At 41.6% G+C, this 16,018-nt stretch carries 15 protein-coding genes, 4 tRNA genes and 1 pseudogene; 5 read left to right on the top strand and 15 right to left on the bottom strand.

Going from position 1 to position 16,018, the window contains the following annotated elements; genetic code table 11:
- The first annotated feature begins 334 nt into the window (after nt 1–334).
- Nucleotides 335–622 carry a hypothetical protein gene (locus GKR48_RS14040; protein ID WP_154628516.1) on the top strand — a complete coding sequence of 96 codons (288 nt, stop codon included), beginning with the start codon at nt 335–337 and terminating at the stop codon, nt 620–622.
- Nucleotides 623–676: 54 nt separating this feature from the next.
- Here GKR48_RS14040 and GKR48_RS14035 read toward each other — a convergent pair whose 3' ends face one another.
- The gene (locus GKR48_RS14035; protein WP_154628515.1) at nt 677–1,570 is read right to left on the bottom strand and encodes an endonuclease/exonuclease/phosphatase family protein; all 894 of its coding nucleotides are present in this window, start codon (nt 1,568–1,570) and stop codon (nt 677–679) included.
- 223 nt (nt 1,571–1,793) lie between these two features.
- Nucleotides 1,794–2,828, bottom strand: coding sequence for a LacI family DNA-binding transcriptional regulator (locus GKR48_RS14030; protein WP_154628514.1), 1,035 nt, complete (start codon nt 2,826–2,828; stop codon nt 1,794–1,796).
- A 236-nt stretch (nt 2,829–3,064) separates the two neighbouring features.
- On the opposite strand from GKR48_RS14030, the gene GKR48_RS14025 reads away from it, so the two are divergent.
- From GKR48_RS14025 to GKR48_RS14015, 3 genes are read left to right on the top strand one after another with little or no spacing between them, the layout of a single operon-like run.
- Nucleotides 3,065–3,511 carry a PTS sugar transporter subunit IIA gene (locus GKR48_RS14025; RefSeq protein ID WP_036953691.1) on the top strand — a complete coding sequence of 149 codons (447 nt, stop codon included), beginning with the start codon at nt 3,065–3,067 and terminating at the stop codon, nt 3,509–3,511.
- 20 nt (nt 3,512–3,531) lie between these two features.
- Nucleotides 3,532–3,819 (top strand): PTS sugar transporter subunit IIB, encoded by a 288-nt coding sequence (locus GKR48_RS14020; protein ID WP_006659412.1) that lies wholly within the window; start codon nt 3,532–3,534, stop codon nt 3,817–3,819.
- Between the two features lie 11 nt (nt 3,820–3,830).
- Nucleotides 3,831–5,087 carry a PTS ascorbate transporter subunit IIC gene (locus GKR48_RS14015; protein WP_006659411.1) on the top strand — a complete coding sequence of 419 codons (1,257 nt, stop codon included), beginning with the start codon at nt 3,831–3,833 and terminating at the stop codon, nt 5,085–5,087.
- A 58-nt stretch (nt 5,088–5,145) separates the two neighbouring features.
- On the opposite strand, the pseudogene GKR48_RS18210 reads toward GKR48_RS14015, so the two are convergent.
- Together GKR48_RS18210 and map are read right to left on the bottom strand one after the other, a co-directional pair.
- Nucleotides 5,146–5,951, bottom strand: a pseudogene (locus GKR48_RS18210) (bestrophin-like domain).
- 285 nt (nt 5,952–6,236) lie between these two features.
- Nucleotides 6,237–7,007, bottom strand: a complete 771-nt coding sequence (gene map / locus GKR48_RS14005) for a type I methionyl aminopeptidase (RefSeq protein ID WP_154604106.1) — start codon at nt 7,005–7,007, stop codon at nt 6,237–6,239.
- 301 nt (nt 7,008–7,308) lie between these two features.
- On the opposite strand from map, the gene GKR48_RS14000 reads away from it, so the two are divergent.
- Nucleotides 7,309–7,728, top strand: coding sequence for a DUF5339 family protein (locus GKR48_RS14000; protein ID WP_154628513.1), 420 nt, complete (start codon nt 7,309–7,311; stop codon nt 7,726–7,728).
- Nucleotides 7,729–7,796: 68 nt separating this feature from the next.
- Here GKR48_RS14000 and GKR48_RS13995 read toward each other — a convergent pair whose 3' ends face one another.
- From GKR48_RS13995 to pepT, 11 genes are all read right to left on the bottom strand, one after another.
- On the bottom strand, nt 7,797–8,999 hold the full coding sequence (locus tag GKR48_RS13995) for a nicotinamide mononucleotide deamidase-related protein YfaY (RefSeq protein ID WP_154628530.1): 1,203 nt from the start codon (nt 8,997–8,999) through the stop codon (nt 7,797–7,799).
- Nucleotides 9,000–9,130: 131 nt separating this feature from the next.
- The gene (fabV, locus tag GKR48_RS13990) at nt 9,131–10,330 is read right to left on the bottom strand and encodes an enoyl-ACP reductase FabV (RefSeq protein WP_154604109.1); all 1,200 of its coding nucleotides are present in this window, start codon (nt 10,328–10,330) and stop codon (nt 9,131–9,133) included.
- A gap of 98 nt (nt 10,331–10,428) precedes the next feature.
- Nucleotides 10,429–10,587, bottom strand: coding sequence for an MbeCy (locus GKR48_RS13985; RefSeq protein WP_154604110.1), 159 nt, complete (start codon nt 10,585–10,587; stop codon nt 10,429–10,431).
- Nucleotides 10,588–10,827: 240 nt separating this feature from the next.
- Nucleotides 10,828–10,914: transfer RNA gene (locus GKR48_RS13980), tRNA-Leu, on the bottom strand.
- A gap of 104 nt (nt 10,915–11,018) precedes the next feature.
- Nucleotides 11,019–11,105 (bottom strand) — tRNA-Leu (locus GKR48_RS13975).
- A 7-nt stretch (nt 11,106–11,112) separates the two neighbouring features.
- Nucleotides 11,113–11,186 (bottom strand) — tRNA-Cys (locus GKR48_RS13970).
- Nucleotides 11,187–11,211: 25 nt separating this feature from the next.
- Nucleotides 11,212–11,287, bottom strand: a tRNA-Gly gene (locus GKR48_RS13965).
- Nucleotides 11,288–11,451: 164 nt separating this feature from the next.
- On the bottom strand, nt 11,452–12,000 hold the full coding sequence (pgsA, locus tag GKR48_RS13960) for a CDP-diacylglycerol--glycerol-3-phosphate 3-phosphatidyltransferase (RefSeq protein WP_006657588.1): 549 nt from the start codon (nt 11,998–12,000) through the stop codon (nt 11,452–11,454).
- 56 nt (nt 12,001–12,056) lie between these two features.
- Complete coding sequence (gene uvrC / locus GKR48_RS13955; RefSeq protein ID WP_336431171.1) at nt 12,057–13,889, bottom strand: excinuclease ABC subunit UvrC; 1,833 nt, start codon at nt 13,887–13,889, stop codon at nt 12,057–12,059.
- A complete protein-coding gene (locus tag GKR48_RS13950) occupies nt 13,856–14,542 on the bottom strand; it encodes a LuxR C-terminal-related transcriptional regulator (protein WP_154628512.1) in 687 nt (228 codons plus the stop codon). The genes uvrC and GKR48_RS13950 overlap by 34 nt, the downstream gene beginning before the upstream one ends.
- A 229-nt stretch (nt 14,543–14,771) precedes the next feature.
- Nucleotides 14,772–16,004, bottom strand: a complete 1,233-nt coding sequence (gene pepT / locus GKR48_RS13945; RefSeq protein WP_154628511.1) for a peptidase T — start codon at nt 16,002–16,004, stop codon at nt 14,772–14,774.
- Nucleotides 16,005–16,018 lie beyond the last annotated feature (14 nt).

Here is a 16,018-nt window from a genome sequence, read left to right as displayed (position 1 = left end):
AGACGTACTAACACATGATATAGAACATCGAAAACATGCTCCTTACACGCAGAAAACAAGGGAAAGCTAAGATTTACCAGAGAGATCATCTGATGAGATATTTATTTTTATATTTTTTAATATGATAGAATTTCATTAGTAATTATAGGGGTTAAATTATGACTTTCACCCTTCAATATTCTTTCCAAGAAATAAATTGCTAACATAATGATATAATAGAAAATACAATTTTAGGGTTAATTTAAAAACCAAAAACTAAAATTATCCGACTAATTTTGATAAAAGATTTATAGTAACTTGTGTACTATTCAAAAAAACAAAAATAGGACCCATCATGACAAATACACAACTACTGTTGCTGGCAACCAACAACATCAAAGATAATACCGAACTCAGCCATTCTCAAGAGTCCTATGTTTACCAATTTTACTATGAAAACGTCGCCGATAAATTCTCAACAATTAAAGAATTTATGCATGAATTCATTACATTAACTAAACCCGCCTTAGAAAGTGAAGCGGATTTTCACGCATTAAGCTCACGCATCTATGCCGCCATTGAAGAGTACTTAGGGATAGCCCAGGTTCGTTATATCCAGCGTCAAAAATTACTGCTGAAGTAACTCCTTCGAACAAAAACAGACCTCAAATGGAGGTCTGTTGGTTATCCCATTAACTTACTGTTCTTGCAGCTCAAGTTCTGCAATCACCGGCAAATGGTCACTGACTTTTGACCATTGAAAGTCTTTACTATCTGTTGGAATTGTCATGGTTTTCACATCCCATTCCTGACCTTTATAGGTAAAAATATGGTCGATGTCTATGGCTGGGTTAACAGCAGGCCATGTGCGATAATTTACCCCTTTTTTCTCAACAGGATCCCAAAAATAGCTAATTTCCTGAATAGGTTGCTCTTTAGCGGTTGAGTTGAAATCTCCTGCGAGAATTTTTATAGAGGCGGCAATATTATCAAAGCCTGTCTCTGTATCACCAATCGTCGCATCTAGAATATGGCGAACTTGGTCAATGCGGATGGTAGGATCTTTCTGCCAGTCTAAGTGAGTTCCCATGATAATAATGGGGGAATCAAAGCCAGGCTTTGTAATTTGTGATAATAACACCACCCGTTGCTCTGCTCCGCCAGATGGTAAATTCACGACTTGGGATTTCTCAATTTTATATTTTGATAAAATTCCTACGCCATATTCACCACCATCAAAATCAAGTGCCTTACCAAATGCAAAATCCATTTTGTTCGCTTTGGCAATTTCCTCTAATTGGTTCACTTTCTTACTGCGCGCAGTTTTATTATCAATTTCAGTTAAGACAATAACATCCGCATCAATCTTAGCGATCGCTTTACTCAATTCATCTAAATTAGCGACATCAGCAGCTAGCTCATTTTTACCAATATTATAAGTAGCAACTTTGATCATTGGTTTATTCGCAGAATACACCTTATTCGGCGTTCCGCCATTTTGCACCATTAAAACTTCAGAACCTGTTGTTGCGGCTGTCGCGCCACACGAAACTAAAATAGCGGCAGATACGAGTGTTTTTATTGATTTCATAATGTACTTATCCCCTGTGTAATAACGATATTCAAGTTAAACAAAGAATCTATCTCTGCATAAAATCCGAACATGCACGATAGATATAATGAGGAAATTAGCACAGAAAGATAAATAAAAAGTGACCTCTACGGCATTCTTATTTCGAGATTAAAAATAACTTTTAACCTTTACGTGATTCTGTGACCAGAAACACAATGTAGTGCAACAAATACGGTGATTTCTAGCCACTTTGCCTTGCCTCAAATTTATAAGGGAAGACAATTTCATCCTGAACATCGGCAAAGCTTTCTTCAGTATCCCCTAACCATTTTAAGAGTTTTTTCGCGGTATCCCGCGCCATTTTACTGTAATCAATGCGCACAGATGTTAACGATGGATGAATATGATCGCAATTTTCCGACCCTTCAACGCACACCACAGCCAGCATCTTTGGAATTTTGATTAGCCGCCGCTGACACTCAAACATGACCCCTAAGGCTATCATTTCATGGCTACAAATCACGGCCTCTAATTCTGGTTGACGGGTCAACATTTCGCTAATCGCCTGCCGACCAAAGTCCATGGTCGCCACATAAGGCGTCGTAATGCTTTGCTCAGCACTTAAGTTATGCTTTAACAGAGTGTTATTCCAGCCACTCAGTTGCTGCCCCTGCATTTTGCTATCCATCTGAGCACCAATATAACCAATACGCTGATGGCCTTTTTGCAATAAATAATGCGTTAGGAAACTGACGGCTTCCCCTAAATTATTTTTTATATTGAGTGTAAAACGATGAGCAGGATCCCCTGTCACATTAATAACGGGGATCGGCAAATTATTCAGAGTCCCCAAAGCACTTTCAGAATTCATTGCGCCAAAAATCACCAATGCAGCTGGACTACTTTGCAATAGAGTGAGTAGCACCTCAGACTCTTTTTTATGCTGATAATCGTGACTACCAATCACCACTTGATAATTATTTTTGTTCAAGACTTCTTGTAAAGCTTGCAGAAAAACTGAACTTGCATTGTCTCGTAATGAGGGGATCAACACTGCAATTGTGCGGCTTTGACCTGATGCCAAAATGCCCGCTGCGGAGTTGGGAATATAGCCAAGCTCCTCAACAGCTTCATTGATTTTCTCCCTCAATTTATCCGAGACTAACTCCGGTGTCCGCAAGGCGCGCGATACCGTCATTGAGCCGACCCCCGCATATTTTGCGACGTCTTGTAATGTGACTCTGCCTGTATTCTTTCTTTTTCGGGTTTTCTGCATGAAATTACTTTGTTTCGTCTAAACTTATTATTCAACGACGATAACTTATCACAGCTCCGATTTGTTAATTAACTGCCAAATGCACTAAAAATGATTTTATTAACGATATTTAGCCAAAATGATAGCGCTATCACGAAAATGAATAATTCAGCTAGATAGCGCTACCATAGATCACTACTATTCATTCCATTACTAAAACATCTAATAAAATTTCTTTTTTACCAGGAGCCAAGCCAATGCTAACTACGTTATTAACCCCAAATGTGGTTCAGGTGGTTGACAGCGCCAATGACTGGCGTGATGCGATAAAAATCGCCTGTAATCCCTTAATTAATAATAAGTTCATCGAACCTCGCTATATTGATGCCATCATTCAATCCCACGAAAAAATCGGCCCTTACTATGTATTAGGTCCTGGCATTGCAATGCCACATGCCCGCCCTGAAGACGGAGTTAACCAGTTATCTCTCGGTTTAACGGTCATCAAACAAGGGGTTGAGTTTGGTTCAGAAGGTAACGATCCAATTAAGTTATTGATTGTTCTTGCAGCAACAGACAGCAACAGCCACATAGGCGCGATTGCAAAACTGGCTGAACTTTTTGATAACCAAGAAGATATTGATAGCATCATGCAATCAGAAAACGTAGATGACATCCTTAATATCATCGCTAAATATGAATAATTGAGTCATAGGTAAATATTATGAAAATCACTGTTGTTTGTGGAAATGGTTTAGGTACAAGTCTGATGATGGAAATGAGCATCAAGACAATTTTAAAAGATCTGCAAGTTGCGGCTGATGTTGACCACGTTGACTTAGGCTCTGCAAAAGGCACTGTGAGTGATATTTTTGTCGGTACCACCGATATCGCGGAGCAATTAGTTGCTCAACAAGTTGGCGGCGAAATTGTTGCTCTGGAAAATATGATTGATAAAGTCGCGATGAAAGAACGTCTGAGCGTGGCTTTACAGAAACTCGGCGCGATGTAACCGGAGGCTTCATGGAATTCTTTCGTTTTCTGATGCAAGATGTGCTTTCTGAACCGGCGGTGCTCGTTGGTCTGATTGCACTTATCGGTCTGATTGCCCAAAAGAAACCTGTCACTGAATGCATTAAAGGCACCATCAAAACTATCATGGGTTTTGTGATTTTAGGTGCCGGTGCAGGGTTAGTTGTCAGTTCTTTAGGTGATTTTTCCGCAATTTTCCAACACGCATTTGGTATCAATGGTGTCGTGCCGAACAACGAAGCGATTGTGTCTATTGCACAAAAAAGCTTCGGTCGTGAAATGGCAATGATCATGTTCTTTGCGATGTTAATCAATATATTGATTGCTCGCCTGACCCCATGGAAATTTATCTTCCTGACAGGTCACCATACTTTATTCATGTCTATGATGATTGCGGTTATCTTAGCGACCGCAGGTATGGAAGGAACCATGCTCGTTGCTGTTGGTTCACTGATAGTGGGTTTCTGTATGGTGTTCTTCCCTGCGATCGCACACCCGTACATGAAAAAAGTCACTGGTTCTGATGATGTGGCAATTGGTCACTTCTCCACTATTTCTTATGTGTTAGCGGGTTTTATCGGTAGCAAATTTGGTAATAAAGAACATTCTACTGAAGATATGAATGTGCCAAAAAGCTTACTGTTTCTGCGTGATACGCCAGTAGCGATTTCGTTCACTATGTTCATTATCTTTATCATTACTTGTTTGTTTGCAGGCAGTGATTTTGTTCGTGAAGTGAGCGGTGGTAAAAACTGGTTCATGTTCTCGTTGATGCAATCCATTACTTTCGCAGCGGGTGTTTACATCATTCTGCAAGGTGTGCGCATGGTTATTGCCGAAATCGTTCCTGCATTTAAAGGGATCTCTGACAAACTGGTGCCAAATGCAAAACCTGCATTAGACTGCCCAGTGGTCTTCCCTTACGCGCCGAATGCGGTATTAGTTGGCTTCTTAAGCAGCTTTGCAGCGGGTGTATTAGGCATGTTTGTTCTGTATGCGCTGAACATGACGGTCATTATTCCGGGTGTTGTACCACACTTCTTCGTGGGTGCGGCGGCTGGGGTATTCGGTAACGCAACGGGTGGACGCCGTGGTGCAATCCTTGGTGCCTTTGCTCAAGGTCTGTTAATTACCTTCTTACCGGTATTCTTACTGCCTGTCCTCGGCGACATCGGTATTGCAAATACGACCTTTAGTGATGCTGACTTCGGCGCTATCGGAATTTTATTAGGTATTATTGTTCGATAATCCTTCAACCCTCTGAGCTTATACTCAGAGGGTTTTCCTTCGTTCTGCACTGCCTAACTTACTTTCCCAGCCAAGCACCATCCTTAAATAAGAAATCCTGCAATAAAAGTAAATCATCTGGCGTAACGTGGATCACCCCTTCTCCCGGGATATCAATTTCTGCAATCATAAACAGTGCCAATGTCGTCAAAGATGGCAAAATAACAATGAGCCAATTTTTACCTTTTGTTCCCCGAATGTTATAGCCTATCAAGGCATTCGAGCAGACAGCGAAAAATATCAGTAAGAACCAAGCTGCATTCGGGATTTGATGTCGCCAGCTCGCCATAGTTTTTTGTTGAGAAACATATAAATCACCAAATGCCGATAAAACCGAAGAGACCACAGGGTTCGGCGATTCTTGAGCCTGCTTCACACCAATTTCCCAAAGTTGCCCTTGTTTAGTCAGTGATGCCATCCGCCATTGGCTGTTTTCATCACTGACTCCCGATTTAAAAAATTCGATACGCGCTTCAAGATATTGTTGAATAAGCAATGAGGCTTCCACCCGCTCATCACCACTGAGTAATTGTGCTCGCTGATAGGCATTACCAATCGCAATCGCTTCGTTTTCTTCTGTTTGTTGGCGGTTGTTTAACCATTGATAGAAATCGATAATACAAAACCAATCAACAGACCCAATAGCGACAAAATCGCCCCTAAAATAATTTTCGCCTCATCATCCGCCAGTTATTCATGAGCACTGCGGCGTTTAAAAATATATTTCCCAATATAAGCAGAAATAATTAATAAAACGAAGGTGATAATAAATAACAGAATAGAATCAATGGGCGTATCGTTAATTAACTCAGAGAGGTTAAACATGCGTGGCACCAGAAAAATTTATTTGCCGATATATAACACGATCAAATGCGTAATATCTATGTAAATTACCTTTTTGGTGGGTATTTTAGTAATAAGCTTCAGGACTGTTATCCAATAACGATAACCCTAGTTAAAATGGCATCAATAAATGAATAGTTTCAGAATGTAAGCATTCAATTTAACTTAATGAAAAATATCGCCATATTTTATTTATAGTGAATATGGCGATTTGCAGTATAAGAAGTAGACAGTATTAGAACTAAATTGAATTATAGCTAAGTCGGATTAGCGTTCTTCGTCTCGCAGGGTCAGTACTTCATAACCATCTTTAGTGACCAAAATGGTATGTTCCGACTGCGCTGAAAGCTTTTTATCTCGCGTCACGACCGTCCAACCATCCTTTTTGGTTTTTATTTTCATGCCACCTTGGTTTATCATCGGCTCAATGGTGAATGTCATCCCTTCCTTTAGAACTACACCGCGTCCACGGGTTCCATAATGTAATACTTGCGGGTCTTCATGCATTTTTCGACCAATGCCGTGCCCGCAATATTCGCGAACGACGCTATAACCGTTTGATTCCGCATGATGTTGGATAGCAGAACCAATGTCACCTAACGTCGCTCCCGGTTTTACCTGCTTAATCCCTTCCCACATTGCATTATAGGTGTCTTTCACTAATTTTCGGGCAAGCGGGGAAGCCTCTGGCATCACATACATTTTACTTGAATCAGCAATAAAGCCATTTTTCTCAAGGGTAATATCCACGTTGATAATGTCTTTTGGCTTTAAAATTTCATCGATTTTTGGCACACCATGGCAAACAACTTCATTAATTGATGTATTTAGAACATATTGATAACCATATTGTCCTTTACTGGCAGGGCGCGCTTGAAGTTCATTCACAATATAGCTTTCGACTTTGTCGTTAATTTCCATCGTGGATATTCCGGGAACGATAAACTCATCCAACATTTTAAAAACGCTGGCAAGTAATCGGCCAGATTCTCGCATTAATTCTATCTCTTCAACATTTTTAATCGTGATATTGTCCATTGAGTTTCCTTTTAACTGCCGTTCACGTATTCAGCATTTCGTTAAATAACGTGCTAAAAATCCGACTTAACATAAATTATCTAATGCATATAAATTGGTATGATCATAACGTATCAATTCATCCCATTAAAGTACTCCATTATTGAAAAGCACAAAACGGCATAAAATAAATAAGTGATGATTTGTTAAGCTTCAAGGATTGTCTTAGTTACAGCTAGAGTCATTGCTGCTAGATTATTAAGTAGAAAATTTAAATTTCTTGCGTTATTAATCGGTTATTGAGACTAATTTGAGGGAGCCAATGAAAAAATATTTACTGAGTATTAGTTTAGCCGCCAATGCTGTTTTACTCATTGCACTGATCTCTGCCGCCGTGATGCTATTTAATTTAAAAGCGAAGGTGGATAACGCAATTCAACAAGTGAAAGACGGTGAATATATTGAGTTGGCCAAAGATAATATATTACCTGAATCTTTAAAAGATCTGTCTAAGATTGATGTCACAGATAAACCTTGTGACTATTTTTATCAGAATGTGGATGTGTTTATCGAATATTTAAAAGATAACCCAGATATTGCAGGCGCAGATATTTATGCCAATCAAATTGCCGCATTAAAACGTAAAATTGAAAAAGCCCCATCCATTTTTCAAGATAAAGCCTGTGAAAAAGGGATTTCTGGGCTTAATTTTATGATTGAAACTATCTCCCCCTCTGAATAACTGAGACTAACCACCCCATTTTCATTGAGGGTGGTTTTACAAATAATACTAGCAGCACGCTAATTACTTTAGTTAACTTCCATCACTTGAATTTGCTCTAACCACTCATAGTCTCCAATGATTGGCCGCCCCTCTAGCCAACGGGATAGCATATCCAACATTAACATCACGCTAACCTGCTGTTTTTCGAATTCTGAGTGATTACGAGGTAAATAATTTACGCTCTGAGCATAACTGCCCGTTGGTGTAGATAGCGCTAGAGATAACACGCCTTCATGATAGTTACCAACCACTAAACCAATCTCACGCTGATTTAGCGACCGACTATTTTTTGCAGTTTGGACTAATGTGGCCAAATCTGAATGCTCTGCCGATTTTTCAATATTCCCTTGAGTAACAGGTACTTTTGCTGCATTCAATGTCCAATAGAGTAAACCCGCGCTGAACTGTTCGTGAGTCACAACCGAAAGCTGTTGTTGTTCAAGCGCTTCCCGTACTAACGCGCCAATACCTTCGGTTCCTTCGAAGACTTTATTATCACCAACACCCGCTTTCACGACTCGCCAAACTTGCTCCATCGCATCGCGTTGACTCGCTGGACCTGTCAATTTTAATTCAATGATTGGCATTGAAGAGCGGTAACCCAACACGCACTCTTTTGGTAATTCAAGTGGGTCAAACTGCCTTGCAAGACTACTTTCACTGCGACCAAAACTGGTTAGACGCAAACAAATTGGTGGCTCTGGCAACGTAAGCTTTTGATGTAAACGAGGAATGATCTGTTCATTAACCATGACTTTAAATTCAGAAGGGACGCCCGGTGTAAAAAAGAACCAGCAATCATTAAGATGCAGCGCAAAACCACAAGCGGTTCCCACAGGATTATCAATAAGTTCAGCATTGGCGGGTAACATGGCCTGCTTACGATTGGTAGCCGGCATTTCACGTTTTCGAGCAGTAAAATAGCTTTCCATTACCGCAATCCACTCAGGATGCTCAACAAGTGGTACACCCGCAGCGGTTGCAGCCGCTAAGGCACTGAGATCATCACTCGTTGGGCCTAACCCACCATTAACAATAACCACATCTGCATGATGGCTACGTTCGATAAATGTTTCCACTAAGCTATCAAGAGAGTCACCGACTGTTGTACGGCTATGCAGCGGTAATCCTTGCTGGAACAAACAATCCGCTAGCCAAGCCGCATTGGTATCAACAATTTGGCCATGCAGCACTTCATCACCGGTACTTAACATTTCTACAATCAACATCCCTGCGCTCCCTTTTTGAGGCTCACCACGAAAAGCCAATTTGATCATTATTATCCTAGAGCTCAAAAAATAAAACCCCGAGAACCGTTTTACCAGCGCTCGGGGTTTTCAGCGAAATAGATAGTTATCTATTAAACTAATTCTTTCACTTCAAAATTAACTTCGCCGCTTAAGTCTGCTTCGTAATCAACGCCATCTAAGCCAAAGCCGAATAAACGTAAGAATTCTGCTTTGTAGCCTTGATAGTCAGTCAGTGCATTGATGTTGTCGTCGTTAAGCTGTTTCCAGATTTGACGACAAGTTTCTTGCACATCATCACGCAGTTCCCAGTCATCCAGACGCAGACGGTTTTTCTCGTCAGTTTCTGGTGTTTCACCGCTGAATAATTTCGTTGCGAACAGACGTTGAATTTGCTCGATGCAACCTTCATGAATGCCTTGCTCTTTCATGATTTTGAACACGATTGAGATGTAAAGAGGCATGACAGGAATTGCTGAAGACGCTTGAGTGACCACAGATTTCAGTACAGCAACGTGTGCAGAACCGCCTTTCTGTGCCATTTTTTCGTTGATAGCATGCGCTGCGCGATCTAAATCTTCTTTCGCTTTTCCTAATGTACCGTGCCAGTAGATTGGCCAAGTTAAATCAGTACCGATATAGGAGTAAGCAACAGATTGTGCATTGTCAGCCAGAACGCCCGCATCCGCTAATGCGTTCATCCACAATTCCCAATCTTGACCGCCCATCACTTTCACGGTGTCTTCGATTTCTTGCTCGTTGGCAGGTTCAACAACGGCTTCGATCAGCACGTCTTTGTTAGTATCCAGCGCAACAGATTTGTACGGTTCGCCAATTGGTTTTAATGCTGAACGTACAACTTCACCCGTTTCAGGCATTTTACGCACTGGGGAAGCCAGTGAGTAAACCACTAAATCGATTTGACCTAAATCTTGTTTAATCAAGTCGATTACCGTTTGACGGCATTCATTGGAGAATGCATCACCGTTGATGCTTTTCGCATACAGACCCGCTTCTTTCGCTGCTTTGTCAAAACCAGCGGCGTTGTACCAGCCTGCGGAACCTGTTTTGCTCTCACTGCCCGGCTTTTCAAAGAAAACACCGATGGTCGCTGCACCGCTGCCAAAAGCCGCATTGATGCGAGAAGCCAGACCATAACCAGTGGATGCACCAATTACCAGAACCTTTTTCGGTCCATTTTTCAGTTCACCACGAGATTTCACATAGGCAATTTGCTCACGAACATGGGCTTCGCAGCCTGCTGGGTGAGCTGTAGTGCAGATAAAACCACGAATTTTAGGTTTGATAATCATAGTAATTTTTCTTGGTAGCTTACAATCGAACACTAATATACCTGATATTCACCTTATACTTAAGATGTATAGGCAAGAAACATAGTGAACAGACCAGTTTATTTAGGATTTTGACTCTTTTCGTGCTGTTCTACTTGAGAAAAAGCGAGCGCTTTCAACCAATCAGCAAGTAATGGTGTAGTTTTTATCGCATCTAACATCGCACGCTCATGCTTCGTTAAGCGGACAACCACAATTTCAGTTTTCATATTAGACATCACCCTCTCCTTTTTCTAAAACGCTGATATTGGCACAGTTCAAGGTGGGATGGGTCTGACTTACTTATTTTTACTTAGTCTTTCGGTATCTTGATAAAAATGGGAGAAAAATGACAAAAAACTGGATTCGCAGAACCCATTGAAAAACGATAATTATTTTTATATTCAAACGCAAAAAAGCCACCCAATGGGTGGCTTCTTCATTTCCTAACTTACTGATAAACTCAGTGAAGTTTTGTATGGTGCCCAGGGCGGGACTTGAACCCGCACAGCCTTACAGCCGAGGGATTTTAAATCCCTTGTGTCTACCGATTTCACCACCTGGGCCAAATTTTTAATACTGCTTTACTGCATATCTAGTTGTTAACTTTACTAACTAACTAGTTTAAATCTTTAAAGTAAAATGAACTTATTGCTCCATTCACTGAATATGGTGCCCAGGGCGGGACTTGAACCCGCACAGCCTTACAGCCGAGGGATTTTAAATCCCTTGTGTCTACCGATTTCACCACCTGGGCTAGAATTTGGAGGCGCGTCCCGGAGTCGAACCGAGCTACACGGATTTGCAATCCGGTGCATAACCGCTTTGCTAACGCGCCTTACACCCTAGTCTTTTTCAAGATTTGGAGCGGGAAACGAGACTCGAACTCGCGACCCCGACCTTGGCAAGGTCGTGCTCTACCAACTGAGCTATTCCCGCTTAAGCTTCACTTTTCAGTTTCTGCTCTCAAACTGGCTGATTTACTTATTTATTTTCGTAAACCACGTTGCCGTTCGATGCGTTGCATTCTACTGATTTCACCTATCGAGTCAATACAATTATTGAAATAATTGGATCGTTCGCTGTTTTTTCAATCATTTCGATCACGCTTCGCTCAAATCGCCCCACGCAGCCTTTAAATATTGGAACATTGACCAGAAAGTCAGAATTGCAGCCACATATAAAAGAGCGATAGACAGATGTTCGATCAGCGGATTTGGACGCCATAATAAGCCCACCAGCGACATCATTTGCGCGGTAGTTTTGAACTTACCGATCCAAGAAACTGCCACACTGCTACGTTTACCAATTTCTGCCATCCACTCTCTGAGTGAAGAGATAATGATTTCACGAGCAATCATGGTTGCTGCAGGTAAAGTGACATACCAAACATCGTAACTTTCAGTCACTAAGACTAAAGCGGTTGCAACCATAACCTTGTCGGCAACAGGATCGAGGAAAGCACCAAATTTAGTCGTTTGCTTCCATAGACGCGCTAAAAATCCGTCGAACCAATCCGTTACAGCGGCAATCACGAAGATCAGCGCACAAGCGAAAGGTCCCCAACTGACAGGAAGATAAAATGCTAATACGAAAAACGGTATCAGGATGACACGGAATAAGGTCAACCACGTTGGTATATTTAATTTCATCGCGCTCACTAACTCTTTGTCCAAGACGGATACCTTAGTATGTTGCCCTAAGATACCTACTGTTTCAATGCATTATAAATCTTTTCTGCCAGCGCGTATGAGATCGAGGGCACTTTTGCGATCTCTTCTATGCTCGCATTACGCAAAGGTTGTAACCCCCCCATATACTTCAATAACATTTGGCGACGTTTTGGCCCTACGCCTTCGATAGATTCAAGTGCACTGGTATTTTTCACTTTCGCACGGCGCTGGCGATGCCCCGTAATCGCATGGTTATGCGACTCATCACGAATATGCTGGATGACATGCAATGCCGGCGAATCAGGGGGAAGCGCAAAACCTTCACCTTCAGGTTTTAAAAACAGCGTTTCCAACCCTGCTTTACGGTCGCTACCTTTAGCAACCCCAATTAATAAAGGATGGTTTTTATCCCAATCGACCTCAAGGGAATCAAAGACATCCCGCGCTTGCCCCAGCTGCCCTTTACCACCATCAATAAAGATAATATCGGGAACTTTGCTCTCATCCAGATGTTTACCATAACGCCGAGTTAGCACTTGGTGCATTGCTGCATAGTCATCCCCAGGCGTGATCCCCGTAATATTGTATCGGCGATACTCTGACTTCACGGGACCCGTTTTATCAAACACCACGCAGGAAGCCACGGTTTGCTCGCCCATCGTGTGAGAAATATCGAAACACTCCATGCGGGAAATATTCTCTATATTCACGACTTTTGACAGCGCAGCCATGCGTTGTTGGATCGTCGATTGTTGCGCCAGTTTGGTAGATAGCGCAATAGAAGCATTGGTTCGTGCCAATTTTAAGTAACGGGCTCGGGTGCCTCGTGGCTGGCTTTGAATATTAATTTTACGACCCGCAATCCCAGACAATGATTCCGCCAGCAACTCTTTTTCCGTCAATGGGAAATCAATTAATATTTCCCCTGGCAATGTGCGGTTTTCACTACCTTGTAAATAGAACTGCCCTAAGAAGGTTTGAACCACTTCTTCTAATAAAGTCCCCACCGGAATTTTTGGATAGTAGCTTCGACTGCCCAAAACCTTTCCTTGGCGAATAAATAGAACATGAACGCAAGCCAAACCGGAATCAAATGCGACTCCGATAACGTCGAGGTCATCATCACCGCCTGACACATATTGCTCTTCTGTGACCGCACGCACGGCTTGAATTTGGTCACGAAAACGCGCGGCATCTTCAAAGCGCAGCTCTTGGCTCGCTTTTTCCATGCGCTCGACCAACCCAGTCAAAACTTGCTTATCCTTACCCGTTAAGAACAGACGCACATAGTTGACTTGCTGGTCATATTCTTCATCCGTCACGAGTCCTTTCACGCACGGTCCTAAACAGCGACCAATTTGGTACTGTAAACAAGGTCTTGAACGGTTTCTGTAAACGCTATCTTCACACTGGCGGATGGGAAACAGTTTTTGCATCACCGCCAACGTTTCACGCACCGCATAAGAACTTGGGAACGGACCGAAATATTCCCCTTTCCCGTGTTTCGCGCCACGGTGACTGGAAATTCTGGGATGTGTTTCGCTACTCAGAAAAATATAGGGATAAGATTTATCATCGCGTAGCAATACGTTATAACGAGGCTGATACAACTTTATATAATTATGTTCTAGCAGTAGCGCCTCAGTTTCGGTATGGGTTACCGTCACATCGATAGAGGCGATATGCTTGACGAGTTGCTCTGTTTTGCGGCTACCGACATTCTCACGGAAATAGCTCGATAACCTTTTTTTTAGATCTTTCGCTTTCCCGACATAAATCACGGTTCCCCCAGCGTCATACATACGATAAACGCCGGGTTGGTTTGTGACTGTTTTTAAGAAAACTTTTGGATCAAACTGTTGTTCCACCCTGATGAACCCTGTTTTGCGGTGATTAAACCATAACCGATTGCTATATGTGTTAATTCTACATCACTACAGATATTAAGTTTACCAAACATTCGATATCGATAGGTATTTACCGTTTTTGGGCTTAAAGATAATGACTCCGCAATATGCTTAACCGGAAGCCCTCTTGTGATCATGAGCATAATTTCAAGCTCTCTTGCGGAAAGCAATTCATATATATCTAACTGTTCACGTTGATTTAATCTTTGTAAAGCTAGCTGTTGAGCAATGTCAGGAGAGATAATTCGTTGACGCGCATTCACTATCTGCAGAGCCTCAATAAGCTCTTCTTCTGCAATACTGGCGCTCAATATGCCAAAAACGCCAATATCCAACGCTTTCACAACAAACATATCATTATGACGAATATTGAAGATAATGAGCCCAACATCAGGTTGAGTACGGCGGATTGTCGTGAAAGTTTTTAATGAATCAAAATGGCAATGTTCCCGATTAATCAAAATAATATTTGCTTTATTTTGTCGGTTCCACGTGATCACGGGGTCTAAAGAAGGAAACGTTGCGACAACTTTATAGCGAGTATTTCGAGTGAGTATCGCTTCAATACCTCGAATCGAAATATTACTATCATCAATAATTATTATATTAATCAAATACCTCTCCTATTACTTGCAGCCATAATGGGAGGATAATAAATGAAAAAATCAATAAGTCATATCTTCTTTTTAAATCAAAATTTAAAACTATTGTTCCAGTAATAATTCATTAAGTAATATTTAAAACTTGAATAAGTTAATTTCAAAAAAATAGCCGCTAAATAATTAGCAGCTATCTGTTTTAATACTCTTTCATTTAACGAACTAAAGCTAAATCAGGTGTGAACTACTTTTGCCCAACAAGGCGGCAAATCGTTTCAGACACTAAATAACTCTTCTCGAATGAAGTTATTGGTAAAAACTCAAAGCGAGAATGGAAGTTATGCGCACCCGTAAAATAGTTTGGCGTCACAATTCCGCGAGCAGACAGCGCTGAACCATCAGTGCCCCCACGCATTGGAATGATGTTTGGCTCGATATGATGAATTTTTAACGCTTCGAGAATAATATCTACCGCAGTACGATCTTCACCGATGGAATCGCTGATATTGCTATACACATCATCAATTTTGAACTCCACTTTCGCGCGTGGATGACGAGTGCGAATCAGTTCAATACTTTCAGCAATGAAACGCTTACGGGCTTCAAAACTTGGGCGGTCAAAATCACGGATCGCCATTTTGATTTTCGCTTCGTTCGGGTTTGCGGCTAGATCTGTAATATAGAAATAGCCTTCACGGTGTTCAGTGTGTTCCGGCGTATCAAAACGATCGAAACAACCAATAAAATCATGTGCCACACGAATTGGGTTTAACAATACGTTTTTCGCTGACATTGGGTGAGCCGTGATCCCCTTAATTTCCACTTCAATAGAAGCCGCATTAAAGGTTTCAAAAACCACTTCACCGAGTGCACAGCAATCGATGGTGTAAGCAAAATCCACTTTGAAACGAGAAAGATCCATGATTTTGGAGCCACGAAGACCAATTTCTTCATCTGGCACAAACGCCACATAGATATCGCCACAGTCAAAGTCTGCATTTTGCAGCTTATCCATCAGCTCCATGACAACCGTAATGGCCGCTTTATCATCCGCCCCCAAAACACTGGTTCCGTCACTGAAAATAATTTCATCACCCACATAAGCTGTAGCTTCTGGGTGTTCAGCGGTTTTAAACCACACATCTTCCTGCGCATTCAGGCATAAATCAGCACCTTCATACCTTAATGTTTGTGGCTTGATCACCGGAGATAAACCTACATCGACAGTATCTAAGTGAGCCACAAACCCGATTTTAGGGGCATTCGGTTTATTACCTGGACGCATTCCATATAAAATGGCATGTTCATCAACATACACCTCTTTCAAGCCGTAGCTTTCTAACTCTTTTGCCAGAAGATTTGCCAGTTCGCGCTGACCTTCTGTGCTCGGTACAACAGAGCTCGCTGCATCACTTTGGCTTTCAATGGCCACATAACGATAAAAACGTTCTTCTAACTTCTTACCTAATTCTTTCATTTCTCATACCTTTT

The organism is Providencia sp. wls1943 (assembly GCF_009706275.1).
GTDB lineage: Bacteria > Pseudomonadota > Gammaproteobacteria > Enterobacterales > Enterobacteriaceae > Providencia > Providencia zhijiangensis.
Note: the sequence above shows the minus strand (reverse complement) of the source record. Positions and strands in the feature narration are given on the sequence as shown.

Bases quoted from the DNA above. Each gene is read 5' to 3' on its own strand.
- GKR48_RS13995 (WP_154628530.1), bottom strand. From the start codon at position 8,999: ATGTTGATTGTAGAAATGTTAAGTACCGGTGATGAAGTGCTGCATGGC.
- pepT (WP_154628511.1), bottom strand. From the start codon at position 16,004: ATGAAAGAATTAGGTAAGAAGTTAGAAGAACGTTTTTATCGTTATGTG.
- GKR48_RS14025 (WP_036953691.1), top strand. From the start codon at position 3,065: ATGCTAACTACGTTATTAACCCCAAATGTGGTTCAGGTGGTTGACAGC.
- GKR48_RS14000 (WP_154628513.1), top strand. From the start codon at position 7,309: ATGAAAAAATATTTACTGAGTATTAGTTTAGCCGCCAATGCTGTTTTA.
- map (WP_154604106.1), bottom strand. From the start codon at position 7,007: ATGGACAATATCACGATTAAAAATGTTGAAGAGATAGAATTAATGCGA.
- GKR48_RS14030 (WP_154628514.1), bottom strand. From the start codon at position 2,828: ATGCAGAAAACCCGAAAAAGAAAGAATACAGGCAGAGTCACATTACAA.
- GKR48_RS13985 (WP_154604110.1), bottom strand. From the start codon at position 10,587: ATGTCTAATATGAAAACTGAAATTGTGGTTGTCCGCTTAACGAAGCAT.
- fabV (WP_154604109.1), bottom strand. From the start codon at position 10,330: ATGATTATCAAACCTAAAATTCGTGGTTTTATCTGCACTACAGCTCAC.
- GKR48_RS14015 (WP_006659411.1), top strand. From the start codon at position 3,831: ATGGAATTCTTTCGTTTTCTGATGCAAGATGTGCTTTCTGAACCGGCG.
- GKR48_RS14040 (WP_154628516.1), top strand. From the start codon at position 335: ATGACAAATACACAACTACTGTTGCTGGCAACCAACAACATCAAAGAT.
- pgsA (WP_006657588.1), bottom strand. From the start codon at position 12,000: ATGAAATTAAATATACCAACGTGGTTGACCTTATTCCGTGTCATCCTG.
- GKR48_RS14020 (WP_006659412.1), top strand. From the start codon at position 3,532: ATGAAAATCACTGTTGTTTGTGGAAATGGTTTAGGTACAAGTCTGATG.
- GKR48_RS14035 (WP_154628515.1), bottom strand. From the start codon at position 1,570: ATGAAATCAATAAAAACACTCGTATCTGCCGCTATTTTAGTTTCGTGT.